The following is a 21,238-nucleotide window of genomic DNA, read 5'->3' as shown; positions in this document are numbered from 1 at the left end:
AGTCAGACGCGCCCCGATTTCCCTATCGACAGTTGGCTGCATCACACCCCTGGCTCAACGGCCCTTGGCCTTATGAGCAATGAACCGGAAAACTCTGCCCCGCAGAGTTTTCTTTCGGTTCGGGTTTAACAGATGATCTGTTACGGCATGAAAAAGCCGCTCCCGGTTTCCCAGAGCGGCTTTCCATGTCTTCAATGATTACTGAAGCTTCAACGATTACTGAAGCTTCTGGCCGTTGGCGTAGAAGCCCTTGTCCTTGAACTCCAGCGTCGAGGTCAGCTCGTCCTTGTCGGCGGCTGCATTGGAGAACATCGCCACCATCATCTTGAAGCCCATCGCGTCATCGTTGGTGATCAGGCCCATCGCGACGAGTTTATCCAGCAGCGTGTTGCCGCCCACCAGCTTCAGATCCAGCTTGCCGGTTGGCAAAGGCACACCGGGGAAGGTGGTCTTGTCGCTGTTGTCAAAGGTGAAGGCACCCGCGCCGGTCAGCTCGGCCCCTGCGATCGAGGCTTTGATCTCGGTCACCTCCAGCGCGTTCAGATCACCAGGAGGTGCTTCGCCCAAAGCCGCCATCGCGGCCTCGTCGAACAGATCGGTGGTCATGGTAACCTTGCCCTTGGTGTCGATGATCACCGTGGCCGGATCATGCGGCAGGTTGCCCGCCGGATCGAACATGCCCCAGACCTCATCCGAGACGGTGAAGCCAACCAGCTTGGTCAGGAAGGCGAAATCTGCCGGAGCGCCGCTTTTGCCAACCGGCATCAGCATGTTGAACGCGGTTTCCTCATAGCCGAGTTTCAGCTCGGGGAACGGGATATCGGCGCTGGCAATCGTCAGGTTCAACGCCTTGCCGCCACCGCCGAATTGCAGATGCGTGGCATCCATCGCAAACGACATATCGCCGCCTTCCGAGCCGCCGGTGATCTTGGTCGGCTTGTCGTCTTCGGTGACCGCCAGATCGAAGGTCATCGCGCCGTGGCTGAAGCTGCCGTTGACCGCAAAGCCGCCTTGCAGCGCTGCGGCCAGATCGGCCATCTCTGCCGCGCCAAGGATGTTGCCGTTGGTATTGCCTGCAAGATCGGCGACGGTCGCGGTGAAGGTGCCATCGGTTTTCGCGCTGGCATCTTTGCCAGATCCGGTCAGCGTCATGGTCTTGACGGCGAAATCCGAGGTGACTTTCTTGGCGGCCTCGTCGCCCTCGACCAGATACTTGCCCGAGAGGTCGGTCAAAGCGATCTCAAAGTTGCCTTGCGCTTCGGCGGCGGCATCGGCGGGCTCGACCTTCACCGTCATGCTGGGGCCAGCAAATTCATAGTTGAGCGATTCAACGCTGCCGCTGGCGGTCACAACCATGTCGGGCTGGGTCAGGGTGATCTTCAGATCGGTCGGCACCGCACCGTCAATCTCTGCCGCAGCCGGAGCTTTCAGCGACATTTCATAGCTGTCCGAGGTGGTGACATCGACGCTGCCATCACCGTTGTCAGCGAAATCAATCTGGTCAATCGTGCTGATGAACGAGGTGCCGTCCTGATCATAGCTGATCGTCACGCCTTCGACGACCAAGGTGTCACCGTCACGCTCGGCACTGGCTGCGGTGATGGTCTGGCCCGCAGAGGCGCTCATGTCCTGCCAGTTTTGCCAGACTTCTTCGGGCGTTACATCGGCAAATGCGCTGGTTCCTGCAAAAAGGGCCAAGGCTGCGGTGCTGCCCGCAAGTTTCCAGTGTTTCATAATGAAGCCTTTCGGATGGAAATATCGCCCATAAGCATCTGTCTAAGTGCAGGCAGGGTCAAGGCTTTCCGTTCGGCGCGGTTTTGGATAAACGGAATTGTCATCTGGGCGTGAAGGAGGCGGAAATGCAGGGCAAGGTTGTGGTGATCACGGGGGCCAGCCGCGGCATAGGGGCCGCTGCGGCGCGGGCGTTTGCGGGCGCGGGGGCGTCGGTGGCGCTGCTGGCGCGGTCCGAGGCCGAGATTTCGGCTTTGGCGGCTGAGATCGGCCCGCAGGCGATGGCGCGGCGCTGTGATGTGGCGGATGCAGCCGACGTGCAGGCGGCATTGGCGGCGGTGGTGGCGCGGTTCGGGCGGCTGGATGTGCTGATCAACAACGCAGGCGTGATTGAGCCGATTGCCCGATTGGCGGACGCTGGGGCAGAGGCGTTTAGCGCGGCGATTGATATCAACCTGAAGGGCGTGTTCCACGGTATGCGCGCGGCTTTGCCTTTGATGAAGGCGCAAGGGGCGGGGACGATCATCAACGTGTCCTCCGGCGCTGCGGTGAACCCGCTGGAGGGCTGGGGCGGCTATTGTGCCAGCAAGGCGGGGGCGTTGATGCTGACCCGCGTGGCGCATCTGGAGGAAGCAGCACACGGCATCCGGGCGCTGGGGATGTCTCCCGGCACAGTGGCGACCGAGATGCAGGTGAAGATCAAGGCGAGCGGCGTCAATCCGGTCAGCCAGCTCGATTTCGCGGTGCATATCCCGGCGGATTGGCCCGCGAAGTGTCTGGTCTGGATGTGTGGGGCCGCGGCGGATGGCTATCTGGGCCGCGATGTATCGTTGCGCGACGAGGCGGTGCGCCGCGCGGTCGGGCTGATCGCATGATCGGCATCGCACGCGAAGGCGGGTTGCTGTTGCTGACCTTGCAGCGCCCCGACAAGGCCAATGCTTTGAGCCGCGCGATGCTGGCGGATCTGCTGGCGGCACTGGAAGATCCGCCGCAGGTGCTGATCCTGACCGGGGAAGGCCGGGTGTTCTCGGCGGGCGCTGATCTGGACGAGGCGCGCGCGGGGCTTGCCACCGATCCGATCTGGGACGCGGTGTCCAACCGCATTGCCAGCCTGCCCGGACTGACGATTGCGGCGCTGAACGGCACGCTCGCGGGGGGCGCGATGGGCATGGCTTTGGCCTGCGATTTGCGGCTTGCTGTGCCGGGGGCGAAGTTTTTCTACCCGGTGATGCGCTTGGGCTATCTGCCGCAACCCGCCGATCCTGGGCGGCTGGTGGCGCTGGTCGGTCCTGCGCGGGCCAAGCTGATCCTGATGGCGGGCGCGAAGATCGAGGCGGATGAGGCGCTGGCCTGGGGCCTGATCGACCGGATCTGCGCGCCAGAGGATCTGATCCCAATCGCCCGTGCCTTGGCCACGGATGTGCTGGCGGCCATTCCCGGCCATGCCAGTGCGATCAAGCGGCTGATCGGCTAGGCGGAATTCGCGCGAATTCCGGCACGATTTCTGCGCAGAAATCGTCTGTAGCGCCGCCGCAGCGCAGCGCTTCAAGGCCACGCGACGTTCGGGCAGGCTTGTTTTACCCATGTTTCTTTGACACTGGAGGGGGGTAAAGCGGGGGTCTTGGTATGGAACAGCAGTCGGAATTCGTCACCAACCTGATGGGCTGGCTTAATCAGGCCGGAGACGTGGCCCAAGGCTGGCTGCTCTCGCCTGCCGCATGGTCGCAGTTTGCCTTGCTGGCGCTGGCGGTGTTTGCGGCGATCTATGCCGCGCGCCGCATCGCGCCTTTGGCGCAGCGCGTGCTGGACCCCGGCGACAAAGACAGCCTGATCGCCACCACCCTGCGCTTTGCCTTGCGGTTTTTGCCATTGCTGATGCCGGTGCTGGCCTATGGCTTCACCGCCTTGGGCGAGGAAGTCACGCGGTCACTGTTCGGTTCGGGCGATGTGATTGCCTTCGGCAAGCGGGTGTTTTTCTTCCTTGCCGCGCGGTTGTTCGTAAGCCAAGTGCTGCGCGATCCGTTCCTGAAATTGCTGGGCAAATATGTGCTGGTTCCCGTCGCGGCGCTGTATGCGGTGGGACTGCTGGATGACATTTCGCTGCGGCTGGAAGAAACCATCATCGCGCTGGGCAATATCCGGTTTTCGGTGATGGCGCTGATCCGCGGGCTGATTGCGGGCGGCTTGCTATTCTGGCTTGGGTCGTGGTCAAACCGCCAATCCGCCGATTACATCAAGAAACAGGAAGAACTCCGCCCCGCCACCCGCGAATTGGCGGTGAAGGCGACCGAGGTGGCGATTTTCGGTGCCGCCTTCCTGCTGCTGATGAGCATCATGGGGATTGATCTGACCGCCGTGGCCTTGCTTGGTGGTGCGTTGGGTGTCGGCATCGGGCTGGGCTTGCAGCAGATTGCGGCGAATTTTGTGTCGGGGATCATCCTGCTGATCGAAGGCCAGACCACGGTGGGCGATTATGTCGAACTCGACGGCGGCGAGCGTGGAACCATCGTCAAGATGACCGCGCGGGCCTGCGTGCTGGAAACCTTTGACGGCAAATGGATCGTCGTGCCGAACGAGCATTTTGTCACCACGCGGGTGGTGAATTACTCGGACGCGGGCAGCGCCAACCGCTATGAGGCGGTGTTTTCGGTGGGCTATGACACTGATATCAACCGCGTGCCCGAGGTGATCGAGGCGGCGGTGCGGGCTTTGCCGTTTGTGCTGGAAAGCCCCGATGGCCCAGATTGCGAATTGCGCGGCTTTGGTGAAAGCAGCGTCGATTTTGCGGTGGAATACTGGGTGAACGGTATAGACGATGGCAAGAACAAATACGGCTCGGTGGTGCTGTTCGCGATCTGGAACGCGCTGAAAGCCGAAGGAATTGCGATGCCTTACCCGCACCGCATCATTGAAATCAAGAATGCGGAAATTAAGGGCGTGATGCCCAAAGGAAATGTCTAATGGATGCTTTGGTGATTGGCGCGGGGCCAGCGGGTCTGATGGCGGCGGAAGAACTCGCGCGGGCGGGGCATAAGGTGGTGGTCTGTGAGGCCAAACCCAGCCCGGCGCGCAAGTTTCTGATGGCGGGCAAGTCGGGCCTGAACATCACCAAGGATGAGGACCGCAGTTCGTTCATCGCGGAATATCGCACGGAATGGCTGCGCCCGATGCTGGCGGAATTTGGCCCGCGTGAGATGATCATCTGGGCGCGCGCCTTGGGGCAAGAGGTGTTTACCGGATCGACCGGGCGGGTGTTTCCGCGTTCGATGAAAGCCTCGCCGGTGCTGCGGGCATGGCTGAAGCGGCTGGAGGGCGCGGGCGTGGAGCTGCGGTCGCGCTGGCGCTGGGCGGGGTTTGACGGTGATGCGCTGGCGTTTGAGACGCCAGAGGGCGCGCAGGTATTGAAGCCAGCAGTAACGGTTCTGGCCTTGGGCGGTGCGTCTTGGGCGCGGCTCGGGTCGGATGCGGCTTGGGTGCCTTGGTTGGCTGAAAAGGGCGTCGAGATTGCGCCGTGGCAGCCCGCGAACATGGGCTTCGCGGTGGATTGGACGCCGCATATGGCGAAATTCTTCGGCACCGCGATCAAAGGCGCGGCCCTGCTGGTCGGCGATGCGCGCGAACGCGGCGAGTTTGTCATCTCGGCCAAGGGGATCGAGGGCGGTGGGGTTTATGCGGTCAGCCGTGCCTTGCGCGAGGGGGCTGCGTTGCGGCTGGACCTGATGGCAGATGTGTCGGGCGATGAGATTGTGGCGCGGCTTTCGCGGATGAAACCCGGTGAAACCTTGGCAAACCGCCTGCGCAAGCTGGGCTTGTCGCCCGCCGCTGTCGGCTTGGTGATGGAATTTGGCCGCGGGCTGGAGGCAGTCGCCGCCGTGAAGTCGCTGCCGATGAAACTGGCCGGTCCGCGCCCGCTGGATGAAGCGATCTCGGTGGCTGGAGGCGTCAAGCAATCGGCGGTGACGGAGGGTCTGGAACTCAAAGCCATCCCAGGCATGTTCGTCTGCGGCGAAATGCTGGATTGGGAGGCCCCGACCGGGGGCTATCTGCTGACCGGGGTTGCGGCAACCGGGCGCTGGGCGGGTAAAGCTGCCGGAGCGCGGCCTGTCGCGTAACGGCGGTCTTTCGGCGCGGGCCGTCTCGTGCTAGGGGCAAGATATGAACAACTTGCCCACAAAAGACCAGATCCGTCAGTGGATCCTTGAGAACCCCGGCCTGACCGGAAAGCGCGACCTTGCCAAAGCCTTTGGCATCAAAGGCGATGCGCGGATTGATCTGAAGCGGATGCTGAAGGAACTCGAAGCCGAAGGCGGCATCGAGAAGAAAGAGCGTCGCTACCGCGAACCCGGCGCGCTGCCCCCCGTGTCGGTGCTGCTGGTGCTGCCACCTGACAGCAACGGCGATCTGTTCGCGCAGCCTTTGGAGGCTGATGCAGGCGACACCCCGCCGCGCATTCTGATCATACCGCAAAAGGGCGATCCGGCCTTGGCGGGCGGCATGAAGATCCTTGCACGGCTGGCACCTGTGGGCGGACAGGATTACGGCTATCAGGCGCGGCTGATCCGGGCCTTGGGCTCAAACCCTCTGAAACTGCTGGGGGTTTTCCGCAGCACTGCCGAAGGTGGCCGGATTGTTCCCATCGACAAAGGCGTTGATAAGGAATGGAAGGTCGCCCGCGATCACACCTTTGATGCCCGCGATGGCGAGCTGGTTGAGGCAGAGCAGGTTGGCCCCAAGCGCCTTGGCCTGCCGCAAGCCCGCATCACCGCGCGGCTCGGCGACCCCAACGGCCCGCGCGCCGTCAGCCTGATCGCCATCCACCAGCACGGCATCCCCGATCAATTCCCCGATGCGGTGATCGCCGAAGCCGATGCGGCGCAACCGGCACCCTTGGGCAAACGCGAAGACCTGCGGCTGTTGCCGCTTGTCACCATCGACCCGATTGATGCCCGCGACCGCGACGATGCGGTCTTTGCCGAGGCTGATCCCGATCCGAAAAACCCCGGCGGCTTTCTGATCTGGGTCGCCATCGCCGATGTGGCCTATTACGTCCGCCCCAATTCCGCGCTGGACCGTGAGGCCCGCAAGCGTGGCAACTCGACCTATTTCCCCGACCGCGTGGTGCCGATGCTGCCGGATGTGCTGTCGGGCGATCTGTGTTCGCTGCATGAGCATGTGGATCGGGCTTGCCTTGCCGTGCAAATGCGGATCGACGCGCATGGCCAGAAGCTGAGCCACCGCTTCACCCGTGGCCTGATGCGCTCGCAAGGATCATTGCATTACGGCCAAGTGCAGGATGCGATTGACGGGCGGCCCGATGCCGTCACCGAACCGCTGCTGCCGATCCTGACCACGCTTTACGCCGCCTATGATGCCTTGAAAAAGGCCCGCGCCCTGCGGCAACCACTGGATCTGGAACTGCCCGAGCGCAAGATCGAGCTTTCCGACGATGGTAAGGTCACCTCGGTCGCCTTCAAGGCCCGCTTCGATGCGCATAAGCTGATCGAGGAATGTATGATCCTCGCCAATGTCGCCGCTACTGAGGAATTGGTGGCGCTGAAACGGCCCTTGCTGTTCCGCGTGCATGAGGAACCCTCGCCCGACAAGCTGGAATCCCTGCGCGAAGTGGCCGAGGCGTCGGGCTTTACCTTGGCAAAAGGCCAGGTGCTGAAAACTGCGCATCTCAACCGGCTGCTGGCGCAGGCGCAGGACACCGAATTTGACGAGTTGATGAACATCTCGACCCTGCGCTCTATGACGCAAGCCTACTACAACGCGCAGAATTTCGGGCATTTCGGGCTGGCCCTGCGCAACTACGCGCATTTCACCTCACCGATCCGGCGCTATTCCGATCTGATCGTGCACCGCGCGCTGATTTCGGCGCATGGCTGGGGCGAGGATGGTTTGTCGATCTGGGATATCGAGAACCTGAATGAGACCGCCAAGATGATTTCCGACACCGAGCGCCGCTCGATGGTGGCGGAACGCGATACCAACGACCGCTACCTTGCGGCCTTCCTGTCGGAACGGGTCGGCAATGAATTTGCCGGGCGGATTTCCGGCGTGCAGCGGTTTGGGCTGTTCGTGAAGCTGGACGAAACCGGGGCGGATGGGCTGGTGCCGATCCGCTCGGTCGGGCGCGAGTATTTCCACTACGATGCGGATCGGCAGATGCTGGTGGGGTCTGACACCGGGGTTGAAATCGGCATCGGTCTGCGGGTGACGGTGCGGCTTGCCGAGGCCACGCCGATGACCGGCGGCATCGTGCTTGACCTGCTGAGCATCGAGGGGGCCACCCTGCCGACAGGCCGGGCGAAACCGGGGCGCTATCAGCCGCGCAAACCGGGCAAGTTTGCCGCGAAAGATGCCGCGACCCAGCGCAAAGTCACGCGCAAGCGGCGGTAGGGCAGGGCGATGTTGCGCGGTGTTATCTTAAGCTTTGCGCTGATGGCGGGGGCCGCACTGGCGCAAGAGGCTGATCAGATCGGGACAGAAGCGGGGGCGGGTGAGGTGATCGAAAACGGCAGCGCGGCCGGATTGCAGGCGTGGATGACAGGCTTTCGCGGCCGGGCCTTGGCGGCGGGGATTTCCTCGGCCACCTTTGATCAGGTGATGCCGGGGGTGGCGTTTCTACCCAATGTCATAGAGCGCGATCGCAAGCAGGATGAGTTCACCAAGACGATCTGGGATTACCTCGACAAAGCCGTGTCGGAAGATCGCATCGTGGCCGGGCAAAAGGCGTTGCGGGCGCATGGCCCGCTGCTGGATCAGATTGAAGCGCGCTATGGCGTGGACAAACATGTGGTTCTGGCGATCTGGGGGCTGGAAAGCGCCTATGGTCTGGTGCGCGGCGACATTGACACACCCAGCGCCTTGGCGACGCTCGCCTATGACACAAGGCGGGCTGCGTTCTTTGAGGCCGAGTTGATTGCCGCGCTGCAAATCCTGCAATCGGGCGTGGTGAAACCTGCCGCGATGGTGGGAAGCTGGGCCGGAGCGATGGGGCATACCCAGTTCATGCCCTCGTCCTATCTCAAGCTGGCGGTGAAGTTTGACGGCCCCGGCAAGCCCGATATCTGGGGCGATGATCCGAGCGATGCCTTGGCCTCTGCCGCCGCCTATTTGGCCAATGCAGGCTGGAAAACCGGCGAACGCTGGGGCGATGAGGTGCGCTTGCCCGCAGGCTTTGACTATGGCTTGGCCGGGGATCGCACGCAAAAGCCGTTGAGCACTTGGGCTGAACTGGGTGTCACGCGACCTGATGCAACGCCGTTGCCCGCGACAGGTTGGGCCGCGCTGCTGCTGCCCGCAGGGGCGCGCGGCCCGGCCTTTCTGGTCTACGACAATTTCGCCGCGATTGAGACCTATAACAAAGCCGACAGCTATGTCATCGCCGTAGGCCATCTCGCCGACCGCATCGCAGGCGGCGCTGCGTTCAAGGCCAGCTGGCCGCGCGATCTGCGCGCGCTGACGCTGGAGGAACGCCGCGAAATGCAATCGCTGCTGCTGACCGCAGGCGTCTATGCCGGCACAGCCGATGGCAAAGTCGGCCCGCTGACCGTCGCTGCGGTGAAAGCCTTCCAACGCAAGCATGGGCTGGTGCCGGACGGCTACCCAAGCCTTGAGATCCTGCAAGCCCTGCGGTGACCGGAACCGGGGTGCCGCCTCGGGGCCCATCGAGGGCCCGCTCGGCGGCGCTGCCGGGGACAGGTGCGGAATCGTGTGCGGGGCCGAGATGTTGAATTTGAGTATTTGAGAAAGAGCAACGCAAAGATCGCGCCCCAGCCACGCGGCACCGGTCCGATCCGCTGGAAGCTATGCAGGCGGGCCGGGACGACTTGCTCTTTACGGTCATCGGGACTCCTCCCTGTACCGCAGCTTCAGTCTCGCGGCTTTGCGTTAAATTTTCGTTAAGGCGCACTGTCGGCGTGTTTCGAAACAGACCCCACGCGCTTCCGCTTCACGCGAATGCGATTTTCGATCCTTTTGCCCGCGTGCAAATCTGAGCTTCCCTAAGCCGAGTTGCTCTTTGGAAAATACTCAAACACACCGCCACCGCCCTGCACGCGGTTTGACGCTGCTTCCCCGGCAGCGCCGCCGAGCGGGCCCTCGATGGGCCCCGAGGCGGCCTCTGTTCCTGATCAGATCAAGGCACTCATTTCCGCCCAGTCAGACCAAAGTCTGTTCCCGTCCTGAAAGCGTTGACTATACTGAACCCCTAGTCTCAACCCGGAGTCCACCCATGCGTTTAGCCACCAAAGCCCTAGCCACCGCACTGACCCTGTTCGCAGGCATCGCCTTTGCCGAAGTCGAGGCCACCGATCCCTTGGTGATCGCCCAGAAAGATCTGATGAAATCCTTCGGCGGTGCGGCCAAAACCTTGGGCGGGATGGCCTCGGGTGAGGTGGCGTTTGACGCTGCCGCCGCCGAAGCCGCCAAAGCCAAGCTGATTGCCGGATCGGCCGATATTGCGGTGAAGTTTGAAAAGGCGGGCAGCGACCCGGCGTCAGAGGCCAAGCCGGAAATCTGGACCAACTGGGATGATTTCGTCGTGAAAGCGACGGCTCTGGGCACGGCCGCGACCGCGTTGGATGCCAGTTCGGCAGACGGCATCAAGGCCGGGATGGGCGCGATTGGTGGTGCCTGCAAGGATTGCCACACCACCTACCGCGTCGCGAGCAACTAAGGCATAAAACGGGTCGCCGGACATGGTCCGGCGACCCAGTCCCTAGCCGCAGGTGATCTGTGCTATCATCTCGGCAGCATTGACATGGATATTCAGCCGCTCGGCGGAATAATCCATCGTCACCGCCATGCCGGGGCGGATGATCCGCACGGTCGTGGCAAAACGCATGACTTCCAGCTTTCTGGCCGATTGCCCGACCAGATACTGCAAGCCGCTGGCGCCACAGGCGTCTTCCACGGGCGAAGGGTCGATCACCGGCGGTGTGGGTTCGGGCACGCATCCCATCAGGGCAAGCGGCAGGACAAGCAACAGGGGCGAGAAACGCATTGGGTCACCTTTGAATTGACTACCCGCAGGATAGCCGCAGGATCAGCTGATCGTTAGTCACTTCTGCATTCAGCCGGTTTGGCACCACTTCATCGGTGATTTCTTGCCCAGGCCACAATATCCGCAGCGGGCCTGCCAGCGCATGATCCGCAAGTAGCGTAAACGGCTGGCCCACCACGTCGATCAGCGCGGCAGCACCGCACAGATCGGGCTGCGGTTTCAGCATTTTTGATACTGGCCCCATCCGCACCTGCCCGCCGATCGCACAAGCCGCAAGGCAGGCCGCAGCCAGAATACCCAGCATGTTCCGGCGCAGCAAAGGGGAAAACAAGGCAACCATATGCGCGCGGAACTTCCTGCAAATTATCCCGCAGTCTTAGCCCGCCCCACGCCGTCGCAGCAACCACCAATGCGGCAACAACCCGAAACAGGTCGTTTCCAGCGTTGCAATTTTTCGCAGGGTGGCCCAGTTTGACGCAAAATTCATCTGCCCAATTCCCCTCGGAGGACCCCCCATGCGCACCCGTGCAGCCGTCGCCATTGCCGCAGGCAAACCGCTTGAAATCATGGAGGTCAACCTCGCCGACCCGAAAGAGGGCGAGGTTCTGGTTGAGATCAAGGCCACCGGCATCTGCCACACCGACGAATACACTCTGTCGGGCGCGGACCCCGAAGCCCTGTTCCCGGCGATCCTGGGCCATGAAGGCGCGGGCGTGGTGATCGCGGTCGGCCCCGGTGTGAAATCGCTGAAAGTCGGTGATCATGTCATCCCGCTTTACACGCCGGAATGCCGCGAATGCCCCAGCTGCCTCAGCCAGAAAACCAACCTCTGCACCGCCATTCGGGCGACGCAGGGGCAGGGGTTGATGCCGGATGGCACCAGCCGGTTCTCAATGCTGGATGGTACCCCGATCCACCATTACATGGGCTGCTCGACCTTCGCCAACCACACGGTTGTGCCGGAAATCGCGCTGGCGAAAGTGCGCGACGACGCGCCGTTTGACAAAATCTGCTACATCGGCTGCGGGGTTACCACCGGCATCGGCGCGGTGCTGAACACCGCCAAGGTCGAACATGACGCCACCGCCGTGGTGTTTGGCCTTGGTGGCATTGGTCTGAACGTCATTCAGGGCCTGAAAATGGCCGGCGCGCGGATGATCATCGGCGTCGATCTGAACAACGACAAGAAGGCTTGGGGCGAGAAATTCGGGATGACGCATTTCATCAACCCGAAGGAAATCGAAGGCTCGGTGGTGCAGGCGATTGTCGATCTGACCAAGACCCCGTTTGATAAGATCGGCGGCGCGGATTACTCGTTTGATTGCACTGGCAATGTCAAAGTCATGCGCGATGCGCTGGAATGCACCCATCGCGGCTGGGGTCAGTCGATCATCATCGGCGTCGCCCCTGCGGGTGCTGTGATTGAAACCCGCCCGTTCCAACTGGTGACGGGTCGGGTCTGGAAAGGCACCGCCTTTGGTGGCGCGCGCGGCCGCACCGATGTTCCGAAAATCGTCGATTGGTATATGGAAGGCCGGATCGAGATCGACAGCCTGATCACCCATATCCTGCCGCTGGAGGATATCAACAAGGGCTTCGATCTGATGCATTCCGGCGAGAGCATCCGCGCGGTGGTGGTGTATTGATCCAATGGGCAAGGCGTTGAATTTGCGCGCCCTTGCCCTGATCACCCTGTTGCAACCCGTGTGCCCCGTCTTTGCAGAGGGGGCACCGTTTCTCAGCTTTGAGCTGGGCGGGCAGACCTTGGAAATGCCGCCCGAAGCGATTGCCTCGGTGACGCTGCGCAAAGACTACAGCGATCTGGATGCGCTGGACGTCACGTTGATTGCCGCGTGGACGGCGCGGATGGCAGACTTCACCCAAAATCCGCAGGGTCAGATGATGGCCATCAAGGTCTGTGGCAAGCTGGTGGCCGAGCCCGCGCTGCAATCGCAAATCTCTAACGGCAGGTTCATGCTGAGCGGCGAGTATCAGACGGTCCATGCCGCGCATGCTGCTCTGGCGAAGAAAATGTGCCTGAACTGAGGGACTGAACAGCAAGCGCTTTGGCGGGATGAAAGCACACCAGACTGTAAGCAAACCTTCCCGCCCGGCATGAAACTGCCTATGCTTCGGTGGGTGATTTGGCTTGAAAGTGTTAAAACTTCCTTAAAAAATCATAGTCAACCCGTTAAAACAAAAAGCAAAATATTGGTCCCGAGTTGGGACCACCTACCAAAAGGCAAGCCGATGGCCGCGACTCCGGGGGTGAAGTTTCTCGAAAGCAAAGGGATCGCTTTCACCCTGCACCCCTACAGCTACGACCCGGATGCCGAGGCGGTCGGCCTCGCCGCCGCAGCGGCGCTCGGGCTGGACCCGAACCTCACCCTGAAAACCCTGATGGTCGAGGTGGACGGCAAGCCCGCCTGCTGCGTGATCCCTTCAGATCGGCAGCTGTCGATGAAAAAGGTCGCGACGGCGTTCCACGGCAAGGCGGCGGCAATGATGCCGCCGGTGAAGGCCGAGAAGTTGACCGGCTACCGCGTCGGCGGCATCAGCCCGTTTGGATCGAAACGCGCGGTTCCGGTGGCGATTGAAGCCTCGGTTTGCGGCGCGGCGAAGGTCTGGATCAACGCCGGCCAGCGTGGGCTGCTGCTGGGGATCGCGCCCGATCAGGCGTTGGCCAGTTTGGGCGCGCAAGCAGCGGCGCTGATCGCCTGAGTTCGGGTTGAACCTCCCCGCCCGCCCGTGCAGATTGGCGGCAGTATTGGGAGGATCACGATGAACGGTGCCGAAAGTCTGGTGAAAACGCTGCTGGCCTCGGATGTAGAGGTTTGCTTTGCCAATCCCGGCACGTCTGAGATGCATTTCGTGGCGGCACTGGATCGCCATCCCGAAATGCGCTGCATCCTGTGCTTGTTTGAGGGCGGGGTGTCGGGGGCGGCGGATGGCTATTACCGGATGTCGGGGCGGGTGGCGGCGACTTTGCTGCATCTCGCGCCTGGCTTCGGCAACGCCTTTGCCAACCTGCACAACGCCCGCAAGGCGCAGTCGGGCATTGTCAACGTGATGGGCGATCATGCGAGTTACCATTTGAAGCATGAAAGTCCGCTCAAAGGCGACACGGTTGGGATTTCTCAGGCGATTTCGCATTGGACGCGGGTTTCCGCTTCGGCCCCGGATGTGGCGGTAGATGGGGCGGCGGCGGTGCAAGCGGCGCGGTCCGCCAATGGGCAGATCGCAACGTTGATCCTGCCTGCCAATACGGCTTGGGAGGAGGCATTGGAGCCTGCGGTGGCGGCGGCTCCGCCTGCGTTGCGGCGGCCTCGGGCAGAGGATGTGCAGGCGGCGGCGCGGGCGCTGATGCTGCCGGGGGCGGCGTTGATGGTGGATGGCGCGGCGCTTTATAGCGATCTGGGGCAGGTGGCGGCGCGGATTTCGCGGGCTTCGGGCTGCACGCTGATGGCTCCGTTTTTCTCGGCGCGGTCGCGTCGGGGGGCGGGGTCGGTCAAGATGCAGCGGCTGGCTTATGAGGTGGATACCAATGTCGGCATCCTCGCGGATAAGTCGGTGCTGGTGTTGTGCGGCACGCAGCGGCCCACCGCGTTTTTCGCCTATCCGGGCAAGCCGAGCCTACCGGAATCGCCGGAGTGTCGGGTGATCGAGTTGTGCTCCATCGACATGGATTACGCTTGGGCGTTGCACGAGATTGCGCGGGAACTGGGGGCGTCGGAGGATCTGCCAGCCGAGACGTTTCAGGCGCTGACTTTGCCCGCGCTGCCTTCGGGGGCGATGAGCCTTGAGAAAGTCGGCCAAGCGATTGCGCATCTGATGCCGGAAGATATGGTTGTTGTGAATGAGGCGATCACCTCGGGCCAACCTGTGGGCCTGCCGATGGTCGGCGCGCGCGGCCATGATGTGCTGGTGACGATGGGCGGGGCGATTGGACAATGCCTGCCTGCGGCGGTGGGGGCGGCGGTGGCGTGCCCCGAGCGCAAGGTGCTGGCTTTGTCGGGCGATGGATCAGCGATGTATACGCTGCAATCGTTGTGGACGATGGCGCGCGAGGGCCTGGATGTCTGCGTGGTGATCTTCGCCAACCGTACCTACAAAATCCTGCATGGCGAGTTGGTGAATGTCGGCGTCGCAGATGTGGGCCGCAATGTGACGCGGATGTTTGACATGGTGGAGCCGTCGCTGGATTGGGTGGCTTTGGCGCAGGGCCATGGCGTGGCGGCGGTGCGGGCCACGACGGCGGATGAGTTTGTCAGCGCCTTTGCCGGGGCGATGGCCAAACGTGGGCCGTTCTTGATTGAGGTGGTGTGCTGATTGGCAAGCTGCGGCAGGGGGGCACACCCCCCACCTGATCTCCCGAAAAGGAAATCAAACCCCATGGACTATTTCTGCCAAGATGAAACCAGATTTTAGGCAAGTTTTAGGGTTTGCTTGCTTGGCAGTTTGCCCTATCCGCCCGCGGTTTTTTCGGGCATCACCAAAGAAAAGCGAGGGTGCCCATGTCAGCCAACATGACGACGATTGCCGGGCGGACGCCTCGGTTGGCGGTTTTGATCGACGCCGATAACGTGCCTGCGCGCAATGCAGTGGCGATTCTGGATGAGATTGCCAGCTTTGGCGACCCGTCGCTGCGCCGGGTGTATGGCGATTGGTCGTCTCAGGCCTTGACGCAGTGGAAGGAAGCCGCGCGCGATCTGGGGTTGGTGATGCATCAGCAATCGGCCAACACCAAAGGCAAGAATGCCAGCGATATTGGGCTGGTGATTGACGCGATGGATATTCTGCACGCGGGCAAGGTCGATGGTTTTGTGCTGGTGTCGTCGGACAGCGATTTCACCCGGTTGGCGAGCCGTATCCGTGAGGATGGTTTGCAGGTGATCGGGATTGGCGAGTCGAAGACGCCGGACAGCTTGCGGAAGGTCTGCAATCGGTTTGTATTCATTGAGAACATCGTCAGCGGTGTCGACGCGTTGGAAGTCAAGCCGGGTAAGCCCGACCCGACGCGCAGCGAGCCGGTGGCGACTGGCAAGCAATCGGCGGCGCAGGCGATTCCGCTGATCAGCGATGCGATGAAGAAGATCGACCCGGATCAGGATGACTACTCGTTGGGGCAGTTGGGGCAGGTGATCACCCAACTGCATCCTGACTTTGACCCGCGGTCGTATGGCTCGGCCAAACTTTCGGATCTCTTGCGCAAGACCGGGCGGTTTGAGGTGTTTCAGGGCCAGAACAACGCGATGAAGGTGCGCGACAAGGCTTAGTCCGCGATTTCCACCGTCGCCCAAGTTTCAAAGCACACGCCATTTGCCAGCGCCATGATGCCGATGGTGGCGCGGCCGCCGAGGCCAATGTCGCGACCGAAGACTTCGACGAACAGGTCGGACATGCCGGAAGACACCTTGTGCACGTCTTCGTATTCGGGCGTGCAAACCACGAAGTTCAGCGTGCGGACGATGGATTTCACTTTATCCAATGACCCCACGGCCTGCCGGATGCCGCCCAGCACGTTCAGCCCGGTCTGGCGGGCAGCGGCATAGCCTTGTTCGGTGGTCAGGTTCTGCCCCAAACGGCCCTTGTGGGTGATCTGGGTGCCGATTTGCGCGACATGACCCGACAAAAACAGCAGCGAACCAATCCGGTGATAGGGTTTCATCGTGCCATAGTCGGCACCGTAATAGCCGATTTTGTCAAAGTCGGGCAGATCCAGGCCCATGTGCAGGGCCATAGCTTCGGGTTGCATCTTAGCCTCCGATCAATTTGCGGGTAATCTCTTGGGGGGTCTTGAACAGCGCATCAGTGAGGCCATAGACGATGCCGCGCTCAGGCAGGTTGGGCGTGGTGCGAAAGGCAGTCGGGATCAGGGCTTTCATCGCAAGGCTCCGGCGCGGTTTCGGAAACTATCGTGACGGAGCTGGGGTTTGGCAAGCCTCAAGCCGGATCGACGTGCAGCCAGACGCCGCCTTCGGGGCGCAGGGTCAGGATCATCACCGGCTTCGGGTCGCGGCCGGGGATGCGGCTGAATTTGAAGCGGGCGAGCAGGGTGGCGAGGATGATCACCGCCTCTTGCAGCGCGAAAGAGGCACCAATGCAGATGCGCGGGCCGTCGCCGAACGGCAGATAGGCGAAGCGATCAATAGCGCGGGGGTCGGCAAAGCGGGTGGGGTTGAAGGCATCGGGGTCTTCCCACAGCGCGTGGTGGCGGTGCAGGGCGTAGATCGGCAGGATGATGGTGTCACCGCGGCGGACTTCGCGACCCAGCAGGGTGTCAGCGGTTTGCGCTGTGCGCGACAGGAAGGCGGCCGGGGGATACATCCGCAGGGCTTCATCGACGATGCGGCGGGTGAGGGCGAGGTTCGGTATATCAGCCACTGTGGCGGCACGGTTGCCTAGCGTGGCTTGCGCCTCGGTGCGGGCTTCAGCTTGGATTTCGGGGGCGAAGGCGCAGAGGTAAAGTGCCCATGACAGGGTGAGGGCGGTGGTCTCGTGCCCCGCGACGATGAAGGTCAGTAGGTTATCACGCAACTCGGCGGTGGACATTTGGCGCTGACTGGTGGGGTCTTCGGCCTTCAGGAGCAGGTCGAGCAGGTCCGGCGTGGGCTTTGCGCCGTCGCTGCGACGCTGGTCGATGGCAAGGTCTGCCACGCGTTTCATATCGCGGATACCACTGCTGGCCACCATGCGACCGGGGCGGGGCACCCAAGCGGGGGCACCAAGGATGTCGAGCAAGGAGATTTTGGCGGTCTGCCCGATATAGGTTTCAATCGCCTTGTGCACCGAGGCGCGGTCAAAGCCAGCACCGCCCGAGAAGGTCACGTCGGAGATCACCTCGAACGTCGCCGTCACCATTTCGGCAAACATATCCGCACCGCGCCCTACACTCGCGGCAATACGAGCGGCGGACCGCTCGGCTGCGTGGGTCATCACCGGGGCCAAAGCCGCGACATTGCGATGAGTGAACACCGGGGCTGCGGCGCGGCGCTGCCACATCCAATGCTCGCCTTCCGCCACGAACAGGCTTTCGCCGATGGCAGGGCCAAGGATCAGCTTGGTCACCAGTGATTTCGGGTAATCATTCACCCGGTCGCGCAGGATATGGCGCAACGCATCCGGGTCCATCACCATATGCCAGCGCTTTCCCGTGGTGCCGGACAGGATCGGCGCATGGGTGGCGGCTTCGGGGATCAGCTCCAGCACATTGCGTCGGGCGGCTTTCAGAGAACCCAAGATACCCAGCGGCGTGCTGCCAAGCGGGACGCGCGCAGGATTGGCGACGGAATGGGACATGTTGGTCTCCTTTGCACAGAAGATAGGCCGGGGGGGACCAGTGGCAAAGGGGACATTCGGGCGCATGATAGCTAAGCCCACAAATCGGAATTTGTCGGGGCAGGGGGCGTCTGGCAGATTGCGGTCTTCGATGGACCAAGCGGGGACGTGATGCAGATAGACCGGATTGCAGCTTTTGCTTTGGGCGATCAGGGCGGAAACCCGGCGGGGGTGGTTATTGGCGATGCCTTGCCATCGCAGGCGGACATGCAACGGGTGGCGCGCGAGGTCGGCTATTCGGAAACCGCCTTTGCCGCCCGCGACGGCGATCTGTGGCAGGTGCGCTACTTCGCCCCCGAATCCGAGGTGGCGTTTTGCGGCCATGCCACCATCGCGCTGGGTTGTGCCTTGGGGCAGCGGTTTGGCGCGGGGCGCTATGATCTGCAAACGTCGCAGGCGCGGATTTCGGTTGAGGCGACAGTGAGTGATGCCGGGTGGCAGGCGGTGCTGACCTCGCCGCCGACATGGTCCAAGCCGATGCCCCCGGCGTTGCAGGCGGATCTGCTGCGGCAGTTTGGGCTGAGCGCGGCCGATCTTGACCTCAATCTGCCGCCACATCTGGCGCATGCCGGGGCCACCCATGCTGTGCTGACGCTGCACAACCGCGCGACCCTTGCGGCGATGCACTACGATTTTGCGCCGACGCTGGCGCTGATGCAGCGCGAGGGCCTGACCACGATCAGCCTGCTTTGCCGCGAAGATGCCGACAGTTTTGTCGCTCGCAACGCGTTTGCGGTGGGCGGCGTGGTGGAAGACCCCGCCACGGGTGCGGCGGCGGCGGCCTTGGGTGGTTTGCTGGTCGATCTGGGTCGGGGCGCTGGCAGCTTTACCATCCGTCAAGGCGAGGATATGGGCGCGCCCTCGCTGCTCCACGTCACCGTGACCGGGCAAAAGGGCGATGGCGTGCGGGTAGGAGGGGCAACGCGCGATATCCGCCACGATGGCGGCACGGTCGCCGAGCGGGCTTGCGCCTCGGCGCGGGCTTCAGTCTGACCCTCGGGATTGCAGGTGCAGAGGCAAAGCACCCAACATAGAATGGGGGCGGTGGTGTCGTGCTCCGCGACGATGAAGGTGGGCAGACTAAGTATTGGTAGTTGCGGTTGCGCAGCAATGTTTGCAGGCAAGCTGATCAAATTTTCGTGTCACGCACCCAGTCTGCGATCCGCCAGTTCCAACCAATCTGCCGCGAGCGACGCGGGCGAAGGTAAGCCCAGTTCAGCAATCCTGCGGGCACGCCCAACACGATCCCGATCACCCCGGCCCAAGCAAATGTTGCCAGCGATACAAAGCCTAGCGAGAGCCCCGCGATCAAGACGACCCCGGCCGTGCAGGCCACCCAAAGAAGCACCAAGATCAAGCGCAGATACGGGAACATCACACCCTCCATCGCATTACGCAGATGTGTCGTCTGCCCTTTGGCAACGTCTTCGCGAGACAACGGTTCCCCGTCGCTGCGCTTGCGGTTGCTTTGCGTACAAAGCCCCGCTATCCCAAAAAGCAATGCCATCTGCCCCAAAGGGAATCGTTCATGCGTGTGCTTCGTTTGTTTGCTTTGGGACTGGGTCTGACCGCGCTGGCCGCCTGCCAGACCAATGATCTGAAAGAGCCGCCGGTGCCCTTGGGGGATTTCCGGCTGGGTCTGAATATTGCCGTCGCGGATAACGTGCAAAAGGTGCCGATCTCGCGCGATGCCAGCAAGGAAGATTGGGAAGCGGCGATCAAGAAGGCGGTGGATGACCGCTTTGGCCGCTACGAGGGCGACAAGCTTTACAACATCGGGATTTCCATCGACGGCTATGCGCTGGCCCCTCCGGGCGTGCCTTTGGTGCTGAAGCCGAAATCGGTGCTGGTTGTGACCGCCAATATCTGGGACGACGCCGCGCGCAAAAAGCTGAACCCCGAAGGCAAGCAACTGACGATCTTCGAGCATATGTCGGCGGAAACCGTGATCGGTTCCGGCGTGACGCAGAACAAGAAAAAGCAGATGGAGATTCTGTCCTACAACGCCGCGAAATCGGTGGAGAAGTGGTTGCTGGACAATCCTGAATGGTTTGGCCTGCCCGCAAAAGGCAAAGCCGCTGCGGCGGCAACGCCTGCCCCAGCTATCCCTGCCGCAACCACCCCTGCGGCACCGGTAGAGCCCGCTCCCGTGATCGTGGTAACGCCAAAGCCTGCTAAAGTTGCGCCCAAGCCTGCCAAGACACCGGCGAAACCGGCACCTGTGCTGCCGATTCCGACCATCCTGGTGCCAGCAACCGGGACGCCGTAATCATGCGTCTCTGCGTTATTTTGCTGAGTTTTCTGGCCCTGTTGGGCTGCACGCCACATATGCTGGAGGATCAGGCTGCGGCCAATCTGATCGTGCGCACTGTCACGGTTGATACTGCGGCGATCTCGGGCGTGGCCGGGCGCAAGATGGCGTTCGATGTGCCAGCCGCGCAGATCAACGCCGATCTGACGCAGGCTTTGCAACGCCAGCTGCGGGTGACGCCACAGGGCAACGCCGATGTGACCGTGACGGTGAAAGAAGTGCGGCTGATGTCGCGGATGCAGGAATTGATGCTGGGCGGGGCGAGCTATGTGAAAGGCACGCTCACCGTGACCGATGCCGCCACCGGTCGGCAGATCGTTGCCCCGACCGAGGTGTTCGCGACTTCGCAGCGCTTTCGTGTCGGCGGCCCGATTGGTGCCGTGGTCGCCCCCACCGCCAAGGATGACTATCTCCAGACGATTGAAAGCTTTGCGATGAATGTGCGGGTGCGTCTGTCGCCGCGCCGGGCGGTTGAAGTCGCCGCCGACAGCCCCGCCGCCAAAGCAGGCCGCGCAAAAGTCGCCCGCTAATCTGGGCAGTGGATGCGCCTGCGCCCCTTGATTTTCTTTTGCCAGACGGTTAAGTGCCCGCCCGTGTAGATTGGGCCTGCTTCCTGGGCCCGCAAAGATAGGGCGCCCCGACCATGGCAAAGGCAAAGTTTGAACGGAACAAACCGCACGTCAACATCGGCACGATTGGCCACGTTGACCACGGCAAGACCACTTTGACGGCAGCGATCACCAAATACTTTGGTGAATTCCGCGCCTACGACCAAATCGACGGTGCTCCGGAAGAGCGCGCGCGTGGCATCACGATTTCGACCGCGCACGTCGAATACGAAACCGAAG

At 62.2% G+C, this 21,238-nt stretch carries 23 protein-coding genes; 16 read left to right on the top strand and 7 right to left on the bottom strand.

The genetic code is table 11. The features are described 5' to 3' along the window. Positions 1–216 precede the first annotated feature (216 nt). On the bottom strand, positions 217–1,734 hold the full coding sequence (locus U1A24_RS07445; protein WP_322321348.1) for a DUF2125 domain-containing protein: 1,518 nt from the start codon (positions 1,732–1,734) through the stop codon (positions 217–219). A 125-nt stretch (positions 1,735–1,859) separates the two neighbouring features. On the opposite strand from U1A24_RS07445, the gene U1A24_RS07440 reads away from it, so the two are divergent. The 7 genes from U1A24_RS07440 to U1A24_RS07410 all read left to right on the top strand — a co-directional run bounded on the left by U1A24_RS07440 (position 1,860) and on the right by U1A24_RS07410 (position 10,414). Continuing rightward, positions 1,860–2,606: an SDR family oxidoreductase gene (locus U1A24_RS07440; protein WP_322321347.1), complete on the top strand. Its 747-nt coding sequence runs from the start codon at positions 1,860–1,862 to the stop codon at positions 2,604–2,606. Continuing rightward, complete coding sequence (locus U1A24_RS07435) at positions 2,603–3,205, top strand: enoyl-CoA hydratase/isomerase family protein (protein WP_322321346.1); 603 nt, start codon at positions 2,603–2,605, stop codon at positions 3,203–3,205. The genes U1A24_RS07440 and U1A24_RS07435 overlap by 4 nt, the downstream gene beginning before the upstream one ends. 152 nt (positions 3,206–3,357) lie before the next feature. Then, a complete protein-coding gene (locus U1A24_RS07430; RefSeq protein ID WP_322321345.1) occupies positions 3,358–4,692 on the top strand; it encodes a mechanosensitive ion channel family protein in 1,335 nt (444 codons plus the stop codon). Then, on the top strand, positions 4,692–5,843 hold the full coding sequence (locus U1A24_RS07425) for a TIGR03862 family flavoprotein (protein ID WP_322321344.1): 1,152 nt from the start codon (positions 4,692–4,694) through the stop codon (positions 5,841–5,843). The genes U1A24_RS07430 and U1A24_RS07425 overlap by 1 nt, the downstream gene beginning before the upstream one ends. A gap of 43 nt (positions 5,844–5,886) precedes the next feature. Beyond that, on the top strand, positions 5,887–8,133 hold the full coding sequence (gene rnr, locus U1A24_RS07420; RefSeq protein WP_322321343.1) for a ribonuclease R: 2,247 nt from the start codon (positions 5,887–5,889) through the stop codon (positions 8,131–8,133). Positions 8,134–8,142: 9 nt separating this feature from the next. After that, complete coding sequence (locus tag U1A24_RS07415) at positions 8,143–9,375, top strand: lytic murein transglycosylase (protein ID WP_322321342.1); 1,233 nt, start codon at positions 8,143–8,145, stop codon at positions 9,373–9,375. A 595-nt stretch (positions 9,376–9,970) separates the two neighbouring features. Beyond that, positions 9,971–10,414: a c-type cytochrome gene (locus tag U1A24_RS07410; RefSeq protein WP_322321341.1), complete on the top strand. Its 444-nt coding sequence runs from the start codon at positions 9,971–9,973 to the stop codon at positions 10,412–10,414. A gap of 42 nt (positions 10,415–10,456) precedes the next feature. Here U1A24_RS07410 and U1A24_RS07405 read toward each other — a convergent pair whose 3' ends face one another. Together U1A24_RS07405 and U1A24_RS07400 are read right to left on the bottom strand one after the other, a co-directional pair. Beyond that, positions 10,457–10,741 (bottom strand): I78 family peptidase inhibitor, encoded by a 285-nt coding sequence (locus U1A24_RS07405; RefSeq protein ID WP_322321340.1) that lies wholly within the window; start codon positions 10,739–10,741, stop codon positions 10,457–10,459. Positions 10,742–10,760: 19 nt separating this feature from the next. Further along, positions 10,761–11,045 carry an I78 family peptidase inhibitor gene (locus tag U1A24_RS07400; RefSeq protein ID WP_322321339.1) on the bottom strand — a complete coding sequence of 95 codons (285 nt, stop codon included), beginning with the start codon at positions 11,043–11,045 and terminating at the stop codon, positions 10,761–10,763. 211 nt (positions 11,046–11,256) lie between these two features. Between U1A24_RS07400 and U1A24_RS07395 the strand changes: the two genes are divergently transcribed. The 5 genes from U1A24_RS07395 to U1A24_RS07375 all read left to right on the top strand — a co-directional run bounded on the left by U1A24_RS07395 (position 11,257) and on the right by U1A24_RS07375 (position 16,017). Further along, positions 11,257–12,387: an S-(hydroxymethyl)glutathione dehydrogenase/class III alcohol dehydrogenase gene (locus U1A24_RS07395; protein ID WP_322321338.1), complete on the top strand. Its 1,131-nt coding sequence runs from the start codon at positions 11,257–11,259 to the stop codon at positions 12,385–12,387. Positions 12,388–12,409: 22 nt separating this feature from the next. Further along, on the top strand, positions 12,410–12,787 hold the full coding sequence (locus U1A24_RS07390) for a SecDF P1 head subdomain-containing protein (RefSeq protein WP_322321337.1): 378 nt from the start codon (positions 12,410–12,412) through the stop codon (positions 12,785–12,787). A gap of 204 nt (positions 12,788–12,991) precedes the next feature. Continuing rightward, positions 12,992–13,462, top strand: a complete 471-nt coding sequence (locus U1A24_RS07385) for a YbaK/EbsC family protein (RefSeq protein ID WP_322321336.1) — start codon at positions 12,992–12,994, stop codon at positions 13,460–13,462. Between the two features lie 60 nt (positions 13,463–13,522). Then, complete coding sequence (locus U1A24_RS07380; protein WP_322321335.1) at positions 13,523–15,070, top strand: acetolactate synthase large subunit; 1,548 nt, start codon at positions 13,523–13,525, stop codon at positions 15,068–15,070. Between the two features lie 185 nt (positions 15,071–15,255). Beyond that, the gene (locus tag U1A24_RS07375; protein WP_322321334.1) at positions 15,256–16,017 is read left to right on the top strand and encodes an NYN domain-containing protein; all 762 of its coding nucleotides are present in this window, start codon (positions 15,256–15,258) and stop codon (positions 16,015–16,017) included. Here U1A24_RS07375 and U1A24_RS07370 read toward each other — a convergent pair. The 3 genes from U1A24_RS07370 to U1A24_RS07360 are packed head-to-tail and all read right to left on the bottom strand — an operon-like array spanning position 16,014 to position 18,040. Next, positions 16,014–16,496, bottom strand: a complete 483-nt coding sequence (locus tag U1A24_RS07370) for a RidA family protein (RefSeq protein WP_322321333.1) — start codon at positions 16,494–16,496, stop codon at positions 16,014–16,016. The genes U1A24_RS07375 and U1A24_RS07370 overlap by 4 nt on opposite strands. Position 16,497: 1 nt before the next feature. After that, on the bottom strand, positions 16,498–16,626 hold the full coding sequence (locus U1A24_RS07365; protein ID WP_322321332.1) for a hypothetical protein: 129 nt from the start codon (positions 16,624–16,626) through the stop codon (positions 16,498–16,500). A gap of 58 nt (positions 16,627–16,684) precedes the next feature. Next, entirely contained in the window at positions 16,685–18,040 is a 1,356-nt protein-coding gene (locus U1A24_RS07360) for a cytochrome P450 (protein WP_322321331.1), read from the bottom strand. Positions 18,041–18,190: 150 nt separating this feature from the next. Between U1A24_RS07360 and U1A24_RS07355 the strand changes: the two genes are divergently transcribed. After that, on the top strand, positions 18,191–19,072 hold the full coding sequence (locus U1A24_RS07355; RefSeq protein WP_322321330.1) for a PhzF family phenazine biosynthesis protein: 882 nt from the start codon (positions 18,191–18,193) through the stop codon (positions 19,070–19,072). A 136-nt stretch (positions 19,073–19,208) separates the two neighbouring features. On the opposite strand, the gene U1A24_RS07350 is transcribed toward U1A24_RS07355, so the two are convergent. Continuing rightward, positions 19,209–19,517, bottom strand: a complete 309-nt coding sequence (locus U1A24_RS07350) for a hypothetical protein (protein WP_322321329.1) — start codon at positions 19,515–19,517, stop codon at positions 19,209–19,211. Positions 19,518–19,607: 90 nt separating this feature from the next. Here U1A24_RS07350 and U1A24_RS07345 point away from each other — a divergent pair, with 90 nt between their 5' ends. The 3 genes from U1A24_RS07345 to U1A24_RS07335 all read left to right on the top strand — a co-directional run. After that, entirely contained in the window at positions 19,608–20,348 is a 741-nt protein-coding gene (locus U1A24_RS07345; protein ID WP_322321328.1) for a hypothetical protein, read from the top strand. 2 nt (positions 20,349–20,350) lie between these two features. Continuing rightward, on the top strand, positions 20,351–20,920 hold the full coding sequence (locus U1A24_RS07340; RefSeq protein WP_322321327.1) for a hypothetical protein: 570 nt from the start codon (positions 20,351–20,353) through the stop codon (positions 20,918–20,920). 113 nt (positions 20,921–21,033) lie between these two features. Further along, the coding region (locus U1A24_RS07335) for a GTP-binding protein (protein WP_322321326.1) at positions 21,034–21,238 on the top strand (205 nt) is incomplete at its 3' end.

The organism is Cypionkella sp. (assembly GCF_034376685.1).
Lineage (GTDB): Bacteria > Pseudomonadota > Alphaproteobacteria > Rhodobacterales > Rhodobacteraceae > Cypionkella.
Note: the sequence above shows the minus strand (reverse complement) of the source record. Positions and strands in the feature narration are given on the sequence as shown.